At 38.0% G+C, this 17,299-nt stretch carries 13 protein-coding genes and 1 tRNA gene; 8 read left to right on the plus strand and 6 right to left on the minus strand.

Annotated features, from left to right (window positions below; genetic code table 11):
- The 3 genes from KYH19_RS15165 to KYH19_RS15175 all read right to left on the minus strand — a co-directional run bounded on the left by KYH19_RS15165 (position 1) and on the right by KYH19_RS15175 (position 5,615).
- Positions 1–3,609, minus strand: coding sequence for a SusC/RagA family TonB-linked outer membrane protein (locus KYH19_RS15165; RefSeq protein WP_219075724.1), 3,609 nt, complete (start codon positions 3,607–3,609; stop codon positions 1–3).
- 140 nt (positions 3,610–3,749) lie between these two features.
- Positions 3,750–4,934, minus strand: a complete 1,185-nt coding sequence (locus tag KYH19_RS15170) for a FecR family protein (RefSeq protein ID WP_132400378.1) — start codon at positions 4,932–4,934, stop codon at positions 3,750–3,752.
- A 102-nt stretch (positions 4,935–5,036) separates the two neighbouring features.
- Positions 5,037–5,615 (minus strand): RNA polymerase sigma factor, encoded by a 579-nt coding sequence (locus tag KYH19_RS15175; protein ID WP_219075725.1) that lies wholly within the window; start codon positions 5,613–5,615, stop codon positions 5,037–5,039.
- Positions 5,616–5,995: 380 nt separating this feature from the next.
- Between KYH19_RS15175 and KYH19_RS15180 the strand changes: the two genes are divergently transcribed.
- Entirely contained in the window at positions 5,996–6,370 is a 375-nt protein-coding gene (locus KYH19_RS15180; protein WP_219075726.1) for a chorismate mutase, read from the plus strand.
- Between the two features lie 413 nt (positions 6,371–6,783).
- Here the strand turns inward: KYH19_RS15180 and KYH19_RS15185 are convergent.
- The 3 genes from KYH19_RS15185 to KYH19_RS15195 form a co-directional block, all read right to left on the minus strand.
- A tRNA-Arg gene (locus KYH19_RS15185) sits at positions 6,784–6,857 on the minus strand.
- A 98-nt stretch (positions 6,858–6,955) separates the two neighbouring features.
- A complete protein-coding gene (locus tag KYH19_RS15190) occupies positions 6,956–7,420 on the minus strand; it encodes a redoxin domain-containing protein (RefSeq protein WP_219075727.1) in 465 nt (154 codons plus the stop codon).
- A 104-nt stretch (positions 7,421–7,524) separates the two neighbouring features.
- Complete coding sequence (locus tag KYH19_RS15195; protein ID WP_219075728.1) at positions 7,525–8,433, minus strand: SDR family oxidoreductase; 909 nt, start codon at positions 8,431–8,433, stop codon at positions 7,525–7,527.
- A 161-nt stretch (positions 8,434–8,594) separates the two neighbouring features.
- Here KYH19_RS15195 and atpD point away from each other — a divergent pair, with 161 nt between their 5' ends.
- From atpD to ilvB, 7 genes are all read left to right on the plus strand, one after another.
- Positions 8,595–10,097 (plus strand): F0F1 ATP synthase subunit beta, encoded by a 1,503-nt coding sequence (gene atpD, locus KYH19_RS15200; RefSeq protein WP_116251722.1) that lies wholly within the window; start codon positions 8,595–8,597, stop codon positions 10,095–10,097.
- Positions 10,098–10,182: 85 nt separating this feature from the next.
- Positions 10,183–10,428 (plus strand): ATP synthase F1 subunit epsilon, encoded by a 246-nt coding sequence (gene atpC, locus KYH19_RS15205; protein ID WP_025145830.1) that lies wholly within the window; start codon positions 10,183–10,185, stop codon positions 10,426–10,428.
- A gap of 839 nt (positions 10,429–11,267) precedes the next feature.
- Positions 11,268–12,158, plus strand: coding sequence for a branched-chain-amino-acid transaminase (gene ilvE / locus KYH19_RS15210; RefSeq protein WP_132403745.1), 891 nt, complete (start codon positions 11,268–11,270; stop codon positions 12,156–12,158).
- A gap of 117 nt (positions 12,159–12,275) precedes the next feature.
- Positions 12,276–12,854 (plus strand): O-methyltransferase, encoded by a 579-nt coding sequence (locus KYH19_RS15215; protein ID WP_219075729.1) that lies wholly within the window; start codon positions 12,276–12,278, stop codon positions 12,852–12,854.
- A gap of 233 nt (positions 12,855–13,087) precedes the next feature.
- Complete coding sequence (gene ilvD, locus KYH19_RS15220) at positions 13,088–14,770, plus strand: dihydroxy-acid dehydratase (protein WP_219075730.1); 1,683 nt, start codon at positions 13,088–13,090, stop codon at positions 14,768–14,770.
- A 46-nt stretch (positions 14,771–14,816) separates the two neighbouring features.
- Positions 14,817–15,407, plus strand: coding sequence for an ORF6N domain-containing protein (locus KYH19_RS15225; protein WP_219075731.1), 591 nt, complete (start codon positions 14,817–14,819; stop codon positions 15,405–15,407).
- Between the two features lie 21 nt (positions 15,408–15,428).
- Positions 15,429–17,180 carry a biosynthetic-type acetolactate synthase large subunit gene (gene ilvB, locus KYH19_RS15230; protein WP_219075732.1) on the plus strand — a complete coding sequence of 584 codons (1,752 nt, stop codon included), beginning with the start codon at positions 15,429–15,431 and terminating at the stop codon, positions 17,178–17,180.
- Positions 17,181–17,299: the final 119 nt, after the last annotated feature.

A 17,299-nucleotide genomic window follows, 5' to 3' on the forward strand; every position in this document is an offset into this window, starting at 1 on the left:
TTATAGCGTTGCGTTAATTCCAAAAACATAACTTGGCGTAGGTGTTGTACTACCAAAATTCCCTGTATTGATAAATTCAGGATCGATACCGTCCTTGTTTGCGCGCCAAACAATTCCCAGGTTTCGCACGTTTGCCGATAGTGACAAAGATTTCACAAAGTTGCGGGGCAGGAAGCGCTGCGGAACGATATAAGAAAGAGAAACCTGTTGTAAGCGGATGTTATCTGCATTTCGAACCAATGCATCTGAAAAACGGTAGCGGTTAATGCTGTTAAAGTTCACGCCTGTTATCCCGGGGATAACATCGGGATTTGCTTCATCACCTGGTTTTCTCCAGCGATTAGCCAGTTCTCCCTGTCTGCCTAAAACGCCATTATAGGCAAAATCTGTACTTGTTGGATAATTGGTTACGGCATTTTTTAAGAAAACATGGCCAAAATAACCTACAAATCTTACACCTAACTCTAACTGACCATAGCTGAAGTTGTGATTGAAACCTGCCGTATAAGGTGCATACCGTCTGCCCGCATAAACTAAATCATCTTTCGTAAATGCATTGGTAAGGTTGGTTGTATTGCTGATGATGTTGTTATTGCGATCATAGATCTGAGATTGCCCTTTGTTGTCAAGCCCTGCAAAACGATAAACATAGGTCGCCCCCAAAGGCATGCCCTCAATCGTTGCCGGTGTTCCTGCTATACTACTTGCGTTATTGGCAAATCGTTGATCATTAACCTTATTGGTATTATAACCAAAATTCAATATGGATTTCCAACTGAACTTTCCAGCCCTGATAATTTCACCGTTTAAAGTAAATTCATAACCACCGCCACTTAACGTTCCACTATTGAAAGAGAGACTCGACCATCCGTAAGTTGGGTTGAAGGCAAAGGGTGCTAAAATACCTCTTGTTCTTTTGCCATACACATCAAAGGTTCCATTTAATCTGCCTTTAAAAAATCCAAAATCAATTCCCAGGTTGACCATTTTTGTGGTTTCCCAACCCAGATCAGAATTAGCCGGATTATCGATATTGGCTATCGGCTGGCTGGTTCTGGGATCACTCCCTGTTATGCTTATCAGCGGCACATTTGTACCAGCCTGAGGCGCTACACCAGCTGTACCTAAAGTTGCACGAAAGCTAAGTGTATTCAGCCATTCTGTATGCTGTAAAAATTCTTCTTTGTTTGCATTCCACCTCAAACCAACCGACCAAAACGGTATGGCTCTTTTGCGCCTGTCAAGCCCCAATGCCGTGGCATCGTCAAACCTTAAACTACCAGTAACAAAATATTTTTCCTGATAGCTGTATGAGGCGTTACCGTAATAAGATAAATACCTTCTACGAGCACTAGGCAGGCCACTTAAATTCACACCAAAGGATTGAGTATAGCCATACATGGTTGGGTACTGTTGGGTAGGGTTAATGGTTGCAATTGTACGGGTGTCCGCATCAAATCCATATCTGGTTTCAGAAGTATTTTCTGAGAAAGTTTCCCGGAGTTCAGTTCCGGCAATAATATTAAACTGATGCTTACCACCAATATTAAAGTCAGAATTTAACTGACCTCTGATTGTATTTTCTGATGACGTACTACCATAGGTAATGTAGCGCCCGCCGTAATTAACCGTATTTGATGCGCGACCATTGTTATTAAGTACAGTATAGGTATTTACGAGTATCCTGCCTGCATAACTATTTAAATCGTCAAGTGTGTACAAGCTACCAAACTGGCGTTGATTGATTATCGAAACGTCTGCATTTAACCATTTAGCAATCTTTCCGTTAAGTCCGGCACTCAATCTTAATACATTATTTTTTGTAATTGAATTTGAATAATTTAACTCATCTAATGTATTGTAAGTAAATGGCAAATAACCCTGGCCAACCATTTTATTTGCTAAAGCATCGGGAATGATAATATTTCTGCCGATACTATTACCATTTGCATCCTGCAATAAATCATAAGGGCGTAATGCTGTAGTGCTTACTGATAGCGCATTTGTCGCAGCTGCATTGTATTGCGATTTAGAGTACTGATAATTAATTAAAGTCCTCAGGGTTATTTTTTTGTTAAAAAGATCGGTTGAGGTATTCGCATTTACAAAAGCATTTTCACCATAATTGCTTTTAAAAACCGGTACATCTTTAGTATAGTTTCCTGATATGTAGTAGGTACTCGATTCCGATCCCCCTGAATAAGAAAGATTGTACTGATGGTTAACTGCATTTTGCAATAATTTATCTTCAATCTGTTTCATACCATCTCTTGATGCAATTTCGGCCAATGCGGCATCGCGCTGTGCCACAGTCGCTGTACCCCGTTTAACCCTGAACATCCATTCCGTTGCTTCACTATTGTTGGGGGTGTAGATGGCATTGCTTGGATCTACAGAAGCAGGGTCTACAAGTAGCCCTTTATCTACCATCTCTTGCTCTAAATCAATGTATTGCGCGCTGGTCATCCAATGTAAATCGGCAATGGATGGATTTTTTGAAATACCGAAAACATAACCAACGTTCAATGAAGGGGCAATTTTTTTTCCTTTCTTAGTTTCAATTACAATTACACCATTTGCTGCTCTTGAACCCCATATAGATGAAGCTGAAGCATCTTTAAGGAAAGTAATCTGCTCAATATCTGCCATATTGATGTTGCTGATAATTGAATTACCAAAAGTATTGCCGGCCACCTGTTTGGTTAGGGTTGCGAGATCACTGGAATTCATTAAAGGAAATCCGTCCACTACAATAAGCGGGAGGCCACTACCACCTGCATAATTATTTACGCCGCGAATCTGAACGGCGTTGCCTTTGATATCGAACTTCACGCCCGCTACCTGCCCTTCCAGTCGTTCCAGAATGTTTACAGCGGGATTAGCAGCAAGTTCTTTACCGGTGATAACCGCATAAGCACCTGCGGCACGCTCCTTGCTTATTTTCTGATATCCGTTTGAAACCACGGATACTTCTTCCAGGGCAGCTGTAGACTGTCTGAGTGTGATATAATAAGTAATCGTTTTCCGGTCAACGAAAATCTCCTCGCCCCTAAAGCCCAGATAACTGATTTGCAGAACATAACCATTGGCAGGCACATCATTAATTACTAAGTCTCCGTTTTTGTCGGTAGTGTACATCTTATTGATTGTTTTGTTGTACACATTGGCTCCTGGAAGCGGCCTGCCTGAAGAATCCCTTACCGAAACCTTTACATCAATGGCCTTTACAATATCAACCAGCTTATCAGTTACACTTTTTTCTTTAATTACAATAGTTTTACCATCCAGCGAAAAAGAAAGGGCCTGGTTATTTAATGATTTTTGAATAGCCTCGAATACACTAACCTGATTTACATTGATGGAAACAGGTTTAGCATCCAGAATAATATTGAGGTCATAAATAATGTCGTAACCACTCTGTTTACGTATCTCTTTCAGCACGCGTTCCAATGGCGCATTTTTTTCAACAATGGAAACTTTTTGTGCCATTGTTGATGCACTGATTTGCATCAACGTTAAAAGAAGAATCGCAGCAGTTAGTCGCATAACGAGTAGCAGTTTTCGGAACTGCCGGTTAAGCAATCCGAGTGAAGTAAAATTTTTATACATTTGTTTGTTTGGTTATTGCATTCGGCCCGGGCTTCGAAATCAGGACCTTATGCGATTATTAGTTGATTAATTATTGTCGACTACCAATTATCCAGGGGTGCCGCCAAGCACTTCTGGTTTTTTTTGGAATCGTTTTTAATTTATTTAGAAACGATTACCCTCCTTCCTTCAAGTTTAAAGTGTACTTTTCCTGTTAACTGAATATGGTTGAGCACTTCTGAAATATTTGTGCCTCTCGACATCCAACCGCCCAGCATTAAATTTTCTGGTGCAGTTCCTTCATAAACTATTTCTACATCATACCATCGAGCTACCTTTCTCATAGCGCTGCGTAAATCTTCTCTAAATACAAACGCTCCATTTTTCCAGGCAACTGCCATTTCAGTATCTGCCTCTTGTACCTGTATGTTTTGATTACTCAGCCTTGCCAGTTGACCCGGTTTGAGCAATGTAGTTTTATTATCATTTAAAGCAACGCTTACGCTTCCTTTAAGTAAAGTAGTTTTAATAAAAGGCTCATCCGCATAGGCATTGATATTGAAATGCGTTCCCAACACCTGCACCTTTTCTGATTGAGCATTGTTTTTAATCACTGATACCGAGAAAGGCACTCTCCCTTTAGTTCCCTCTATATGCGCAACTTCAAAATATCCTTCGCCAGTTAAGATTACGTTTCTTCCACTTGCCGCAAAAGCTGTCGGATATTTCAAAGATGATCCTGAATTTAACCAAACTTTTGACCCATCAGGCAAGATAATAGTATATTGTCCGCCAATAGGTGTAGTAATGGTATTAAACCCAACACTTTTACCTTTTGTATTTAAAGCCTTGTAAACCAAAGTTCCCTCTGAGGATTTTGTAATTTCAATTCCAGCTTCGGTTGCAATTTTTCCAACAGCATCCTTATTTAAATCAATTACCCTACCATTAGATAGAGTTAATATTGCCTTATCAGTACCAGCAGGCAGGTCATATTTTTTTGCAATAACAAACCGATCATGAGTGGTACTGTTATTCTTAAGCATCAGGTAACCTATTCCAGCGATCAATAATATGCTTGCGGCAATTCCTATTGAAATTATTCTTTTATATGAACGGTTTAACTTTTGAACCTTAGGCAATTCCGGTGCTGTTTGTGAAACATCGGAAAGAATTTTGGCCCAGATTTTGGCTTGTAACTTTTCATATTCTATTGGTGGTGGATCAACAGATTTATTTTCTTCAGCTTTTAACAAATACCAGGTTTCAAGCCGGGCATTTTGTTTTGCTGTAAGTTTATTATCAAGATAGTCTCTGATAAATCCACTTATAGTTTGTTTGTTCATGTTTATTACAGGTAGTATATATAGTATGACAGCTAGCTCAAGGCAATGTTGTATCCAATATTAAAAAAAAGTTACTTTTTTATTAATTTATTGAAAATAGCGCTATAATGAGATAAAGAAAGAGGGTAAATGACTACCAAATTTGGTCCGCAATGTAGAAATAGCTTTGTTCATTTGCGTTTTAACAGTAAGCTCAGAAATATCCATAATGCCCGCAATTTCTTTATAGGAAAGATTTTGTTTTCGTTTTAGCTCGAAAACCTCGCGCATTCGTGGAGGCAGTTTTTCAATTTCCTCTTCAATTAGTTTGGTTAAAATGCGTTCTCTAATGAGATGATCGGTGATTTCCTGCGCCTGATCCAAAAATTGACCTAGATCGGTTAAATAAGCATGATGCACTTGATTTTTACTAAAAAAATTCAAAATTGCATTTCTGGTGGAAACATAAAGATATGCCCCAATTGAAGTATCAGCTGGCAATTGAGGTGCTTTCTGCCATAACTTCGTAAATACCTCCTGAACTACATCTTCACTCTCGTTCCCTTCTTTGAGCATCCGCAGAGCATGTTTGTACAATAATGGCCAGTATCTGTTATAAATTTCTGAAAAAGCCCTGTTATCCCGATCTATTAATAGCGAGAGTAACTTGTCGTCATCATACGTAGCATAGTCCTGGTCCATTGATGAGTAAAAATAGAACTAATTTATTGTAAACAGAAATGGGTAAAAGCACACCAATAACAATATGATAATGATTAGGATATAATCTTTGTTTCTAATTGAATATTGCTCAGCATGAATAGTTCAATTTGCTCAACGTTAATTATTCGCCTTATCCATTGAAATATTTAATAGAGCCTAGATCTTTTAATCTGGAAATAAATAATGTACTGAGGAATATACTATTGATATAGGCGGCTTCACAAATGAAAATCATTGTTAACATTAAATCATTGTAAACCCATTCTTTATTTAATATTAAAATACATCATTAATCAGCTTTCTATAAATAATAATGAAACTTTTAATATCAATTACGTTTCAATTGACGTTAATGGGTTATGAAACTTCAAAAATTTTTACTCGTTACCTTACTCATCATTGGTAGCGACCGCCTGTTTGCACAATCAACTTCTCCATCCTCTACCATGAACCCATTGGAAAGTAATAGAAAGAAAATAGATTCCTTAGATCAGCAACTCATTGAATTATTGGGGCAGCGCGAACTTGTAGTGAAAGAAATAGGAATTTATAAAGCAAAGAACCACATCCCGCCCCTACAGGCCGCACGTTTTCAGCAGGTGCTGGATAAAAATATAGCAGCGGGTAAAAAGCATGATTTATCGCCGGATTTTGTAACTGAAGTTTTCAATGCTATTCACAAAGAAAGTTTAAGAAAAGAAGAGGAAATAAAATCAGGCCATTCCGGACAATAACTCATTCAGCTTCATGATATTCAATAAAATGATTTTATTGAATATCATGGTTTGTTCCTCAGTAAATCCCGGTTAATCCATCCTACATTCAGACACTACCGCAGATGGTTTAACGCTTACAAAGAGCAAAATTGATGTATGGGGAACCGCTGTTCTTAGGTCTGGAAATACTTCTAATGAGATTCAATATCCTAAATCGACGAATGGAGCTTCTTCCAGACGTTAAGTACAATAAATTGGACACCCTGGAAAGAGAGAGTTATAGATCTGTTCGACTCAAAGCTCTACTATGAAATGTCATTTATCCAACACCTGTAACACTAAATTTTTAATTATTTAATCAATTGAAAATGAGTTGTTTATAAAACAAATATAGACAAAAAAAGGGAGAATTGAAAAATTCTCCCTTTTAGTGCACTTGTAGGGATTCGAACCCCAAACCTTCTCATCCGTAGTGAGATGCTCTATCCAATTGAGCTACAAATGCGTTTCCGTATCGTTAACGGACTGCAAAGGTATAATTTGATATTTTAATTTCCAATTAAATTTTAAAAAATCTTAAAATAATTCTTTGCAGAATTTGCTTTATGCTGCTAACACATCATTAATTGCTTTAAAATCAGGCAAATCCTTTGCATTTCCCAAAACTTCAGCATAAGCAATTTTTCCTTCTTCATCGATCACAAAAGCTGCTCTTTTAGAAACACCTCTTAATCCGAAGACAAATTCATCGTAAAACGCACCATACGCTGCCGATACTTCTTTGTTAAAATCAGACAATAATGGAAACTGGTAACTTTGTACTTCTTTAAATTTAGCCAAAGAGAAAGGAGAATCAACAGATATGCCAATTACCTGTGCATCTATTCCTTCATAATAACTGAAATTATCGCGCATGGTACACAACTGCTCGGTACACGTTCCGGTAAAAGCCATTGGAAAAAAGTGAATAATTACTTTTTTGCCTTTAAAGCCTGAAAGAGAAATCTCTGTTAAATCAGAACTGTATAATTTAAAATCAGGGGCGATATCGCCAACTTGTAATGCCATTTGTACTTTTTTTTTATAGGTTAAATATATTTAATTCGTTCTGTTGTTCATTAGACATTTGTTCATTCGTGTTACATTAGCCTAATGAACCAATGACAAATGAACTAATTTGCTTTATCCATTTGCTGCTCCAAAATTAACAATCCTTCTTCAAAAGAATGCGGATTGTATCCTAAATCTTTAATGGCCTTATCCAGCACAAATCCTGTTTTTACAGGCCTTTTAGCAGCTTGGTTTAAACTTGCCGAACTTATTTCATTAATAAACGAGTCATCCAGCTTCCAATAGCCGGCAACTTTCCGCACTAAATCGGCAATGCTCATATAATCTTTACCCGATATGTGGTAAATCCCCTTAGCATCTTTTTCAACAGCCAGCAGGCAGGCCTCTGCCAGATCTTCGGCCAAGGTCGGCATGCGCCATTGGTCATTCACCACATTTATGGGTGATGCTTTTTCTAATACTCCCTTAGCCCAAAGCACAATATTACTCCGGCTCATATCATTACTAATACCATACACTAATATTGTTCTTAAAATAGCGCAATTTGCATTAGATTTTTTGATCAGTTCTTCAGCCAGCACCTTAGATTTACCATAATAACTGACCGGATTTACAGCATCTTCCTCTTTATAAGGCCCGTCTAGTCCATCAAAAACAAAATCGGTGCTCAAATGAATCAACTGGATATTTTTTTCCTCACACATAGATAACAAGGTTCCAACTGCATCAACATTTAACCGATGGCAAAGCTCCTTATTTGCCTCACAGGTATCTACATTAGTCATTGCAGCAGTATGTATAACCGCGTCAGGACGATATTTTTCAATAACCTCTTTCACCTGTTCAGGCTTTAAGATATCCATTTCTGCATACTCATATCCTTCTTTAACAGGATAACGGTTTACACCTACCGATGTAGCTATCAGATTTACCCGTCCCTCAAGCAACACTTTTTCTGTAATTTTTTGTCCCAAAAGACCATTGCTACCGGTTGTTAAAATGGTTTTCATATCCCCTATTTAGACCTCTAAATTATCTATTAAAGTCATCTTAAAAAATTTTATAATATATATTTAAAATTCAGCAAGAATAACTTAACTTTGCCAACCGAATTGGAGCCCCTATAAACAGCTTTAATTCATTGACTGTAATAAATTTACTCACAACAGATATGCCTAACTTAGGAAAAATAGCACAAATTATCGGCCCAGTGGTTGACGTTAGCTTTGCTGATGATGCCCATCTACCTAAAATTTTTGATGCGTTAGAGATAACGAAAGAAAATGGACAAAAAATTGTTTTAGAAGTTCAACAGCACTTAGGTGAAGACCGTGTACGTGCAATTTCAATGGACTCTACAGATGGTTTAGTTCGTGGAATGAAGGTTCTTGATACTGGTTCAGCAATTAAGATGCCAGTAGGCGATCAAATTAAAGGTCGTTTATTTAATGTAGTTGGTGAAGCGATTGACGGTATTACAGCTGTTGATAAAACTGATGGTCGTCCTATCCACGCTACTCCTCCTAAGTTCGAAGATTTATCTACTGAAACTGAAGTACTTTTTACAGGTATCAAAGTAATCGATTTATTAGAGCCTTATGCTAAAGGCGGTAAAATCGGTTTGTTCGGTGGTGCTGGTGTAGGTAAAACAGTATTGATTATGGAGTTGGTTAACAACATCGCGAAAGCTTATGCTGGTTTATCAGTATTCGCAGGTGTTGGTGAGCGTACTCGTGAGGGTAACGATTTACTTCGTGAGTTTATCGAATCAGGTGTAATCAACTATGGTGACGAATTCTTACACTCAATGGAAAAAGGTGGATGGGATTTGAAAGCTGTTGATACTGAAAAATTAAAAGAATCTAAAGCAACATTGGTTTTCGGACAAATGAACGAGCCTCCTGGTGCACGTGCGCGTGTAGCATTATCAGGATTAACTGTTGCAGAATATTTCCGTGATGGTGATGGCGAAGGCGCTGGAAAAGATATCCTTTTCTTCGTTGATAATATCTTCCGTTTTACACAGGCAGGTTCAGAGGTATCGGCTCTACTAGGTCGTATGCCATCAGCTGTAGGTTACCAACCAACATTGGCAACTGAAATGGGTTTAATGCAGGAACGTATTACTTCAACAAAACGTGGATCAATTACATCAGTACAAGCGGTATATGTACCTGCGGATGATTTAACTGACCCGGCTCCCGCAACAACTTTTGCCCACTTAGATGCAACTACAGTACTTTCGCGTAAAATTGCCGAGTTAGGTATTTACCCTGCAGTAGATCCATTGGATTCTACTTCACGTATCCTTTCTCCAGCTGTTTTAGGTGATGAGCACTATAACACTGCACAACGTGTTAAAGAAACTTTACAACGTTACAAAGAATTACAAGATATCATCGCGATCTTAGGTATGGACGAATTATCTGAAGAAGATAAATTAGTCGTATCAAGAGCACGTCGTGTTCAGCGTTTCTTATCTCAACCTTTCCACGTAGCTGAGCAATTTACAGGCTTAAAAGGCGTATTGGTTGACATTAAAGATACCATCAAAGGATTTAACATGATCATGGATGGTGAAGTTGATGAGTACCCTGAAGCTGCATTTAACTTGGTTGGTAGCATTGAAGATGCAATCGAAAAAGGTAAAAAATTATTAGCAGAAGCGAACTAGTATCGAGATTTGAGTATTAAGTATCAAGACTGAAATACAATCTTGATACTTGATACTAAGTACCAGATACTCCAATCTAAAAAGAATGAATTTAGAAATATTAACTCCAGATAAAAAAGTTTTCGAAGGTGAAGTAACAGCAGTTACGGTTCCTGGTACTTTAGGTTCTTTTCAGATTTTAAAAGACCATGCCGCCATTATATCTACTTTAGAAGATGGAGAAGTTATTATAAAAGCAAATAAAGCTGATGAGCAACGCTTTTTTATTAAAGGCGGCGTTGTTGAGGCCATCCACAACAAAATTGTTGTTTTAGCTGAAGGTATCGCTTAAGCAAAATAATTAACTCATTTAGAAAGCCTTCTGATTTTAAATCAGGAGGCTTTTTGTTTAACTTAGTATTTCAAACCAATCATAACCAGAATTAAAGTTTAAAAAATATTTAGAGATTGTTTAAAATCGATCCGTCACCCTGAACTGTAGCGAAGCGGAAAGCCACGAAGTAAACCGAGCCTTAAGCGAGCTCACCGAAAGTAATTTATTTCAGGGTCTATGTTAAACACTAATTTTTCTTTACATTTTCTCACAAAAAACCTGCTCAAATTTTCAATTTTTAGCGCATGTCTGGGCATTTTAGGCAGAAAAACAGAATATTTATAATGCAAGCATAACAAACAGACCGTATACCGTTTTGATATATGGTCTACAGCTATCGGCATTAAATAACTAATTCAATCCTCGTTAAAAATATTATTCTGATTTTTAACAATAACACAGAATAATATTCCTATTTAACTTTTTTCTGATTTCTCTTGCATATTAATGAACCAAAAACTAAATTGGTTTTTATAAACAATGAGATAATAATGGTAATTCAGCACAACATATTTTCTACCTCTACTACTGCAAAAGCAGCTAGTAATGTAGCGTTGTTACTTGTCATTTTACTTAACCTCCTACTCCTAAACATTTTATGGAGTAAGAAAATGGGCAGCTTTTAAATAGATTTAAAAAAACTAAATATACCTAAAGCGTCCCGATACAAACGGGACGCTTTTTTTAAATAACAAAACAGAGTATTATCAACCGTTCACGCAAATAGTCAAAATGGAAATGCTTATTTATCATGGCAAGCTCCATCTGATGGTTAAAAGAACAATAAGAATAAACAGATGAAATACTATAATTCTAATACGATTATTTACCTTGACGGACAGTTTGAAAAGGCTGTAAATAGCAGCACTGACCTTTACGGACAGTCGCTACACTACGGCTATGCTGCTTTCGAGGGTATTAGAGCCTATAAAACGCATAACGGTAACCGCATTTTCAAAGCTGCTGCCCATTTCGACCGCTTAGAGCGTTCTTGCCAGTTGGCAAACATTCCTTTCCCATGGGATAAACAGGAATTAATTGCTGCAACCTATAAATTACTTCAGTTAAACAAACTGAAGGATGCTTATATCCGCCCCTTGGTATTTTGCCACCCAAACATGAAATTAAACGAGCCAAGCGGAGTCTCGATCTTAATATGTGCATGGGAATGGGATGCTTATTCAGGTAACAAATTGTTAAAATTAACCGTTTCTGATTACGAAAGGCCAAACCCGAAATCGACTCCAATGGAAGCGAAATTGAGTGGAAACTATGTCAATTCTATTTTGGCAACTACAGCAGCAAACATTAAAGGTTACGATGAAGCTTTACTTTTAGATATGCATGGCTTTGTTGCAGAAGCCTCCGGAGCAAATATCTTTCTGGAAAAAGATGGAAAATTATATACCCCATCTGTAGGGAACATTTTACCAGGCATTACACGTGCAACTGTAAAGGAACTATGTAATGTTTTGGATATAGAATGTACCGAGAAAAAACTAACCATAGAAGATCTTAAAAATGCAGACAGTGCTTTCTTATGTGGAACAGCAACGGAGATAGCTGGCATTGCCTCTATTGATGATATTGTTTATCGTCCATTATGGCGGGAATCTATTGGTTATACCATACAGCGTGCCTATAAAAATCTGGTACTGGAAAAAGTGAATTATGAAGTAATCATTTAAAATGGGTTGATAGTCTATAGTAAAATGGCTCATAGCAGATTAGCATACATGCTATTAACCAAAAAACCATGAACTATAAGCTAAAAGAAATTGAAATAACAACGAGCAATTAAAGAAATGACTGAAGAAATCAATCAAAATTATCCAAAAACCTACCAGCAGATAAATTCGGCTACCAAGGCATTGGGTTTTGATATGGCATCAGACGTATTGACCTGCTCTTTGCTTAAAACACTTGCTGCAACAAAACCTTCAGGCAAATTTCTGGAGCTTGGTACCGGAACTGGTTTATCGACCTCGTGGATATTGGATGGCCTGGATGAACACAGTACTTTGACTTCGATCGATAATGATGCTAAATTTTTAGCGATTACGAAAGATTTTCTTAGCGGAGATGAACGCTTAACATTGGTTGAAACTGACGGAGCTGAGTGGATTGAAAAGAATAAAAACAAAAAATTCGATTACATATTTGCTGATACTTGGCATGGAAAATATTTGCTTTTAGACGAAGCAATTGCCATGCTCAACAAAGGTGGTTTTTATATAATCGATGATATGTTACCTCAACAAAATTGGCCTGAAGGTCATCATGATAAAGCGATTAAATTGGTTAAAGATTTAGAATCGCGTGATGATTTGCATTTAACCAAGCAGGTTTGGGCTACAGGAATTGTAATTGGAGTAAAAAAATAGAGAGATACGTTAAAATAGTTCTTTGCATTTATAATAAGTTAGTATGTTTGTTAATCATGAATTTAAGCACAAACATTATTAGCAACCTAATTATTGTCATTTCTCAAAAGAGAGGTGGAAATCGTTGCGTATAATATAAAATATACCCTATCGAAACCGCCCCCAAAAAGAGGCGGTTTTTTTTTGCCTCAAAAATATTATAACTAACAGAACCAGAATATACATTTTAAACAATGAGCGAATTAAACAAGTACAGTAAAACATTTACACAAGATCCAACACAACCGGCTGCACAGGCAATGCTTTACGGAATCGGTTTAACCGATGCTGATATGGCTAAAGCACAGGTCGGTATTGCAAGTATGGGCTACGATGGTAACACCTGCAACATGCACTTAAACGACCTTGCAAAAGACGTCAAAGTTGGGGTCTGGAAAAATGATTTAGTCGGCTTGGTTTTTAACACTATTGGGGTAAGTGATGGGATGAGCAACGGTACAGATGGTATGCGTTACTCATTGGTTAGCCGTGACGTAATTGCTGATAGTATCGAAACCATTTGCGGCGGACAATATTATGATGGCATTATCTCCATCCCTGGCTGTGATAAAAATATGCCGGGCGCCATCATGGCCATGGCACGTTTAGACCGTCCTTCGATTATGGTTTATGGTGGTACAATTGCTCCAGGCCATTATAAAGGAGAAGAATTGAATATTGTTTCGGCATTCGAGGCATTAGGCCAAAAAATCTGTGGTAACCTTTCAGAAGAAGATTATCAGGGCATTATTAAACACACTTGTCCTGGTGCCGGGGCATGTGGTGGTATGTATACCGCAAACACCATGGCATCAGCAATTGAAGCCTTGGGTATGAGTTTACCTTATTCATCTTCAAATCCAGCCATAAGCCCGGAGAAAAAACAAGAATGTTTAGATGCCGGTAAATACATTAAGATTTTACTGGAGAAAGATATTAAACCATCAGATATCATGACGCGAAAAGCATTCGAAAATGCAATCCGTTCCATCATTATATTAGGTGGTAGTACCAATGCTGTTTTGCACTTTATCGCTATGGGTAAAGCCATTGGCATAGAAATTACGCAAGATGATTTTCAGAAAATGAGTGATGTAACTCCGGTACTTGCCGATTTTAAACCTAGCGGAAAATATTTAATGCAGGATTTACACCAATATGGTGGTATCCCTGCTGTACTAAAATATTTATTAAATGAAGGCTTGTTGCATGGCGATTGCTTAACCGTAACCGGAAAAACGATGGCTGAGAATTTAGCTGATGTGAAATCGATTATGGATTATGATCAGAAAATTGTTCAAAAATTAAGCGAACCTATAAAAGCAACAGGTCACTTACAGATTCTCTACGGAAACCTTGCCGAAAAGGGTTCAGTAGCCAAAATCAGTGGAAAAGAAGGCGAAAAATTTGAAGGCCCTGCACGTGTATTTGATGGTGAGCATGATTTGATCGCCGGAATTTCGAGTGGCCGTGTTCAACCTGGCGATGTTATCGTAATTAAGAACTCAGGTCCGGTAGGTGCACCTGGTATGCCAGAGATGTTAAAACCAACTTCAGCTATTATTGGTGCAGGTTTAGGTAAATCGGTTGCTCTAATTACCGATGGTCGCTTCTCCGGTGGCACACACGGTTTTGTGGTTGGTCACATTACACCTGAATCTTACAAAGGTGGTTTAATCGGTTTGGTTGAAGATGAAGATCGAATCTTAATTGATGCCGTAAACAACATCATCAGTTTACAGGTGAGCGAAGAAGTAATTGCCGAGCGCAGAAAAAACTACGTTCAGCCAGCATTAAAAGTAACAAAAGGTATTTTATATAAATATGCTAAAACAGTTTCAGACGCAGCAAGTGGTTGCGTAACTGACGAATATTAAAATCAAAAATCATCCCTGGATTAGTTGATTACTAAAAAAACAGATTATGCAAATAATTAAAAGTATTCAGAATAGGATTTATGAGATCCGGGGAGAAAGAGTAATGCTCGATTTTGATTTGGCATCACTTTACGAAGTCGAAACTAGAGTATTAAACCAAGCAGTAAAACGAAATATAAAGCGTTTTCCTGAAGATTTTATGTTTCAGTTAACTTCTGCTGAGTTTGGGGAGATAAGACTTCAGATTGACGCAAGTAATCAAGGTACATCATCACAAATTGTGATGACAGGCAGCCCCAACTTGAAGTCACAAATTGTGACTTCAAGTTGGGGAGGTACCCGAAAATTGCCTTATGCCTTTACAGAGCAAGGTATCGCCATGTTAAGTGGTGTTGTAAACAGCGATAAAGCCATAAACATGAACATTGCCATTATGAGAGCCTTTGTTGATGTTCGGAAAATTTTACTGAAACAAAGTAACCTTAATGAACAGCTAACAGAAATTAAAGAACGGATTGGTGAACATGATGTTCAGCTCAACGAGCTTTATGATGCAATGGAAAATTTAATAGACGAGAAAATTGCTCAATTAAAATGGAACGACAGACAAAGAATTGGGTTTAAAATTAAAGAATAGTAGAACCGCAAAAACATAACTATGGAAACTGCACAAGATACAATACAACAAACCGAGGCAAAAGCAGAAACCTCAAAAACCTTATTCAAAGGAACAGGCTCGCAAGTTTTGTTGAATGGATTAATTGAAGAAGGTGTTACCACCATTTTCGGTTATCCTGGAGGAGCTATCATGCCTATTTATGATGCTCTTTATGATTATGCCGATAAATTAGAACATATCTTAGTCCGCCATGAGCAAGGCGGTATCCATGCAGCTCAGGGTTTTGCCAGAGCAAGTGGCAAGGTTGGGGTTTGTTTCGCAACCAGCGGACCGGGCGCAACCAACCTGGTTACTGGTTTAGCAGATGCGCAAATAGACAGTACCCCATTGGTTTGTATTACCGGGCAGGTTTTCGCTCATCTATTGGGAACGGATGCTTTCCAGGAAACGGATGTGATCAATATTACCACTCCGGTTACCAAATGGAACTATCAGGTTACCGATGCAAAAGAAATTCAGGAAGTGTTAGCCAAAGCTTTTTACATTGCTAAAAGTGGCAGACCTGGTCCTGTTTTAATCGACATTACCAAAAATGCGCAGTTACAATTGGAAGAATTTCCTGAATATGTAAAATGCAATCACATCCGCAGTTACCGCCCGAAACCAAAAGTTAGGGTTGAATATATCGAACAAGCAGCCGAATTAATTAACTCCGCAAAAAAACCTTTCATCCTTTTTGGACAAGGTGTTATTTTGGGTAAAGCTGAAGAAGAATTCAAAGCTTTTATCAATAAATCAGGAATTCCTGCTGCATGGACCATTATGGGCGAAGGTGCTATCCCAACTTCACACCCCCTAAACGTAGGTATGTTGGGCATGCACGGCAATTACGGACCAAACGTGTTAACGAACGAATGTGATGTGCTAATTGCAATTGGTATGCGTTTCGACGACCGCGTAACTGGCCGTTTAGATAAATATGCCAAACAAGCCAAAGTAGTCCATTTGGATATCGACCCTGCTGAAATCGATAAAAATGTTAAAGCTGAAGTTGGTGTTTGGGGGGATTGTAAAGAAACTTTGCCACTATTAACCAATCTGGTTAACGAAAATAAACACGAAGATTGGTTGGCGAAGTTTAGAGATTATAATCAACAGGAAATAGACCAAGTCATTACTCCAGAGCTTTATCCAACAAGTGATGAAATGACCATGGGCGAAGTATTGCGCAACATAAACGAAATTTGCGGTGGCGATGCTGTTATCGTTACCGATGTTGGTCAGCACCAAATGGTAGCTTGTCGCTATGCTAAATTCAACAATACACGCAGCAACATTACTTCTGGTGGCTTAGGAACAATGGGTTTTGGTTTACCGGCAGCAATTGGCGCTAAATATGGGGCTCCTGACAAAACTGTTATTGCCATTATTGGTGATGGTGGTTTCCAGATGACACCTCAGGAACTTGGTACCATTATGCAGTTTGGTGCAGCCATAAAAATTCTGATTCTGAACAACCGCTTTTTGGGTATGGTTCGCCAATGGCAACAATTATTTCATGATAAACGTTATTCTTTTGTTAATATCACCAGCCCTGACTTTGTTGCTTTAGCAAAATCGTATTATATCGAAGCAAGCAAAGTTGATGAACGTACAAACTTAAGACAGGCATTAGAAACCATGATCAACCATGATGGCTCTTACCTATTAGAAGTAATGGTTGGTAGAGAAAACAACGTTTTCCCTATGGTTCCTCAAGGAATGAGTGTAAGCGAAATCAGATTGAAATAAGCATAAAGGTAAAAGCTAGCGTAATCGTCATCTCGACTGTAGCGTAGCGAAACGGAGAGATCTTTCTTTAACAACATTTAAAGATTTTTCCATAAGGTCGAAATGACGAATAGGTAAAT

Source organism: Pedobacter sp. D749 (assembly GCF_019317285.1).
GTDB lineage: Bacteria > Bacteroidota > Bacteroidia > Sphingobacteriales > Sphingobacteriaceae > Pedobacter.

Coding starts and splice junctions, on each gene's coding strand:
- ilvD (WP_219075730.1), top strand. CDS start 13,088: ATGAGCGAATTAAACAAGTACAGTAAAACATTTACACAAGATCCAACA.
- KYH19_RS15225 (WP_219075731.1), top strand. CDS start 14,817: ATGCAAATAATTAAAAGTATTCAGAATAGGATTTATGAGATCCGGGGA.
- atpC (WP_025145830.1), top strand. CDS start 10,183: ATGAATTTAGAAATATTAACTCCAGATAAAAAAGTTTTCGAAGGTGAA.
- atpD (WP_116251722.1), top strand. CDS start 8,595: ATGCCTAACTTAGGAAAAATAGCACAAATTATCGGCCCAGTGGTTGAC.
- KYH19_RS15175 (WP_219075725.1), bottom strand. CDS start 5,615: ATGGACCAGGACTATGCTACGTATGATGACGACAAGTTACTCTCGCTA.
- KYH19_RS15170 (WP_132400378.1), bottom strand. CDS start 4,934: ATGAACAAACAAACTATAAGTGGATTTATCAGAGACTATCTTGATAAT.
- ilvE (WP_132403745.1), top strand. CDS start 11,268: ATGAAATACTATAATTCTAATACGATTATTTACCTTGACGGACAGTTT.
- KYH19_RS15180 (WP_219075726.1), top strand. CDS start 5,996: ATGAAACTTCAAAAATTTTTACTCGTTACCTTACTCATCATTGGTAGC.
- KYH19_RS15165 (WP_219075724.1), bottom strand. CDS start 3,609: ATGTATAAAAATTTTACTTCACTCGGATTGCTTAACCGGCAGTTCCGA.
- KYH19_RS15215 (WP_219075729.1), top strand. CDS start 12,276: ATGACTGAAGAAATCAATCAAAATTATCCAAAAACCTACCAGCAGATA.
- KYH19_RS15195 (WP_219075728.1), bottom strand. CDS start 8,433: ATGAAAACCATTTTAACAACCGGTAGCAATGGTCTTTTGGGACAAAAA.
- KYH19_RS15190 (WP_219075727.1), bottom strand. CDS start 7,420: ATGGCATTACAAGTTGGCGATATCGCCCCTGATTTTAAATTATACAGT.
- ilvB (WP_219075732.1), top strand. CDS start 15,429: ATGGAAACTGCACAAGATACAATACAACAAACCGAGGCAAAAGCAGAA.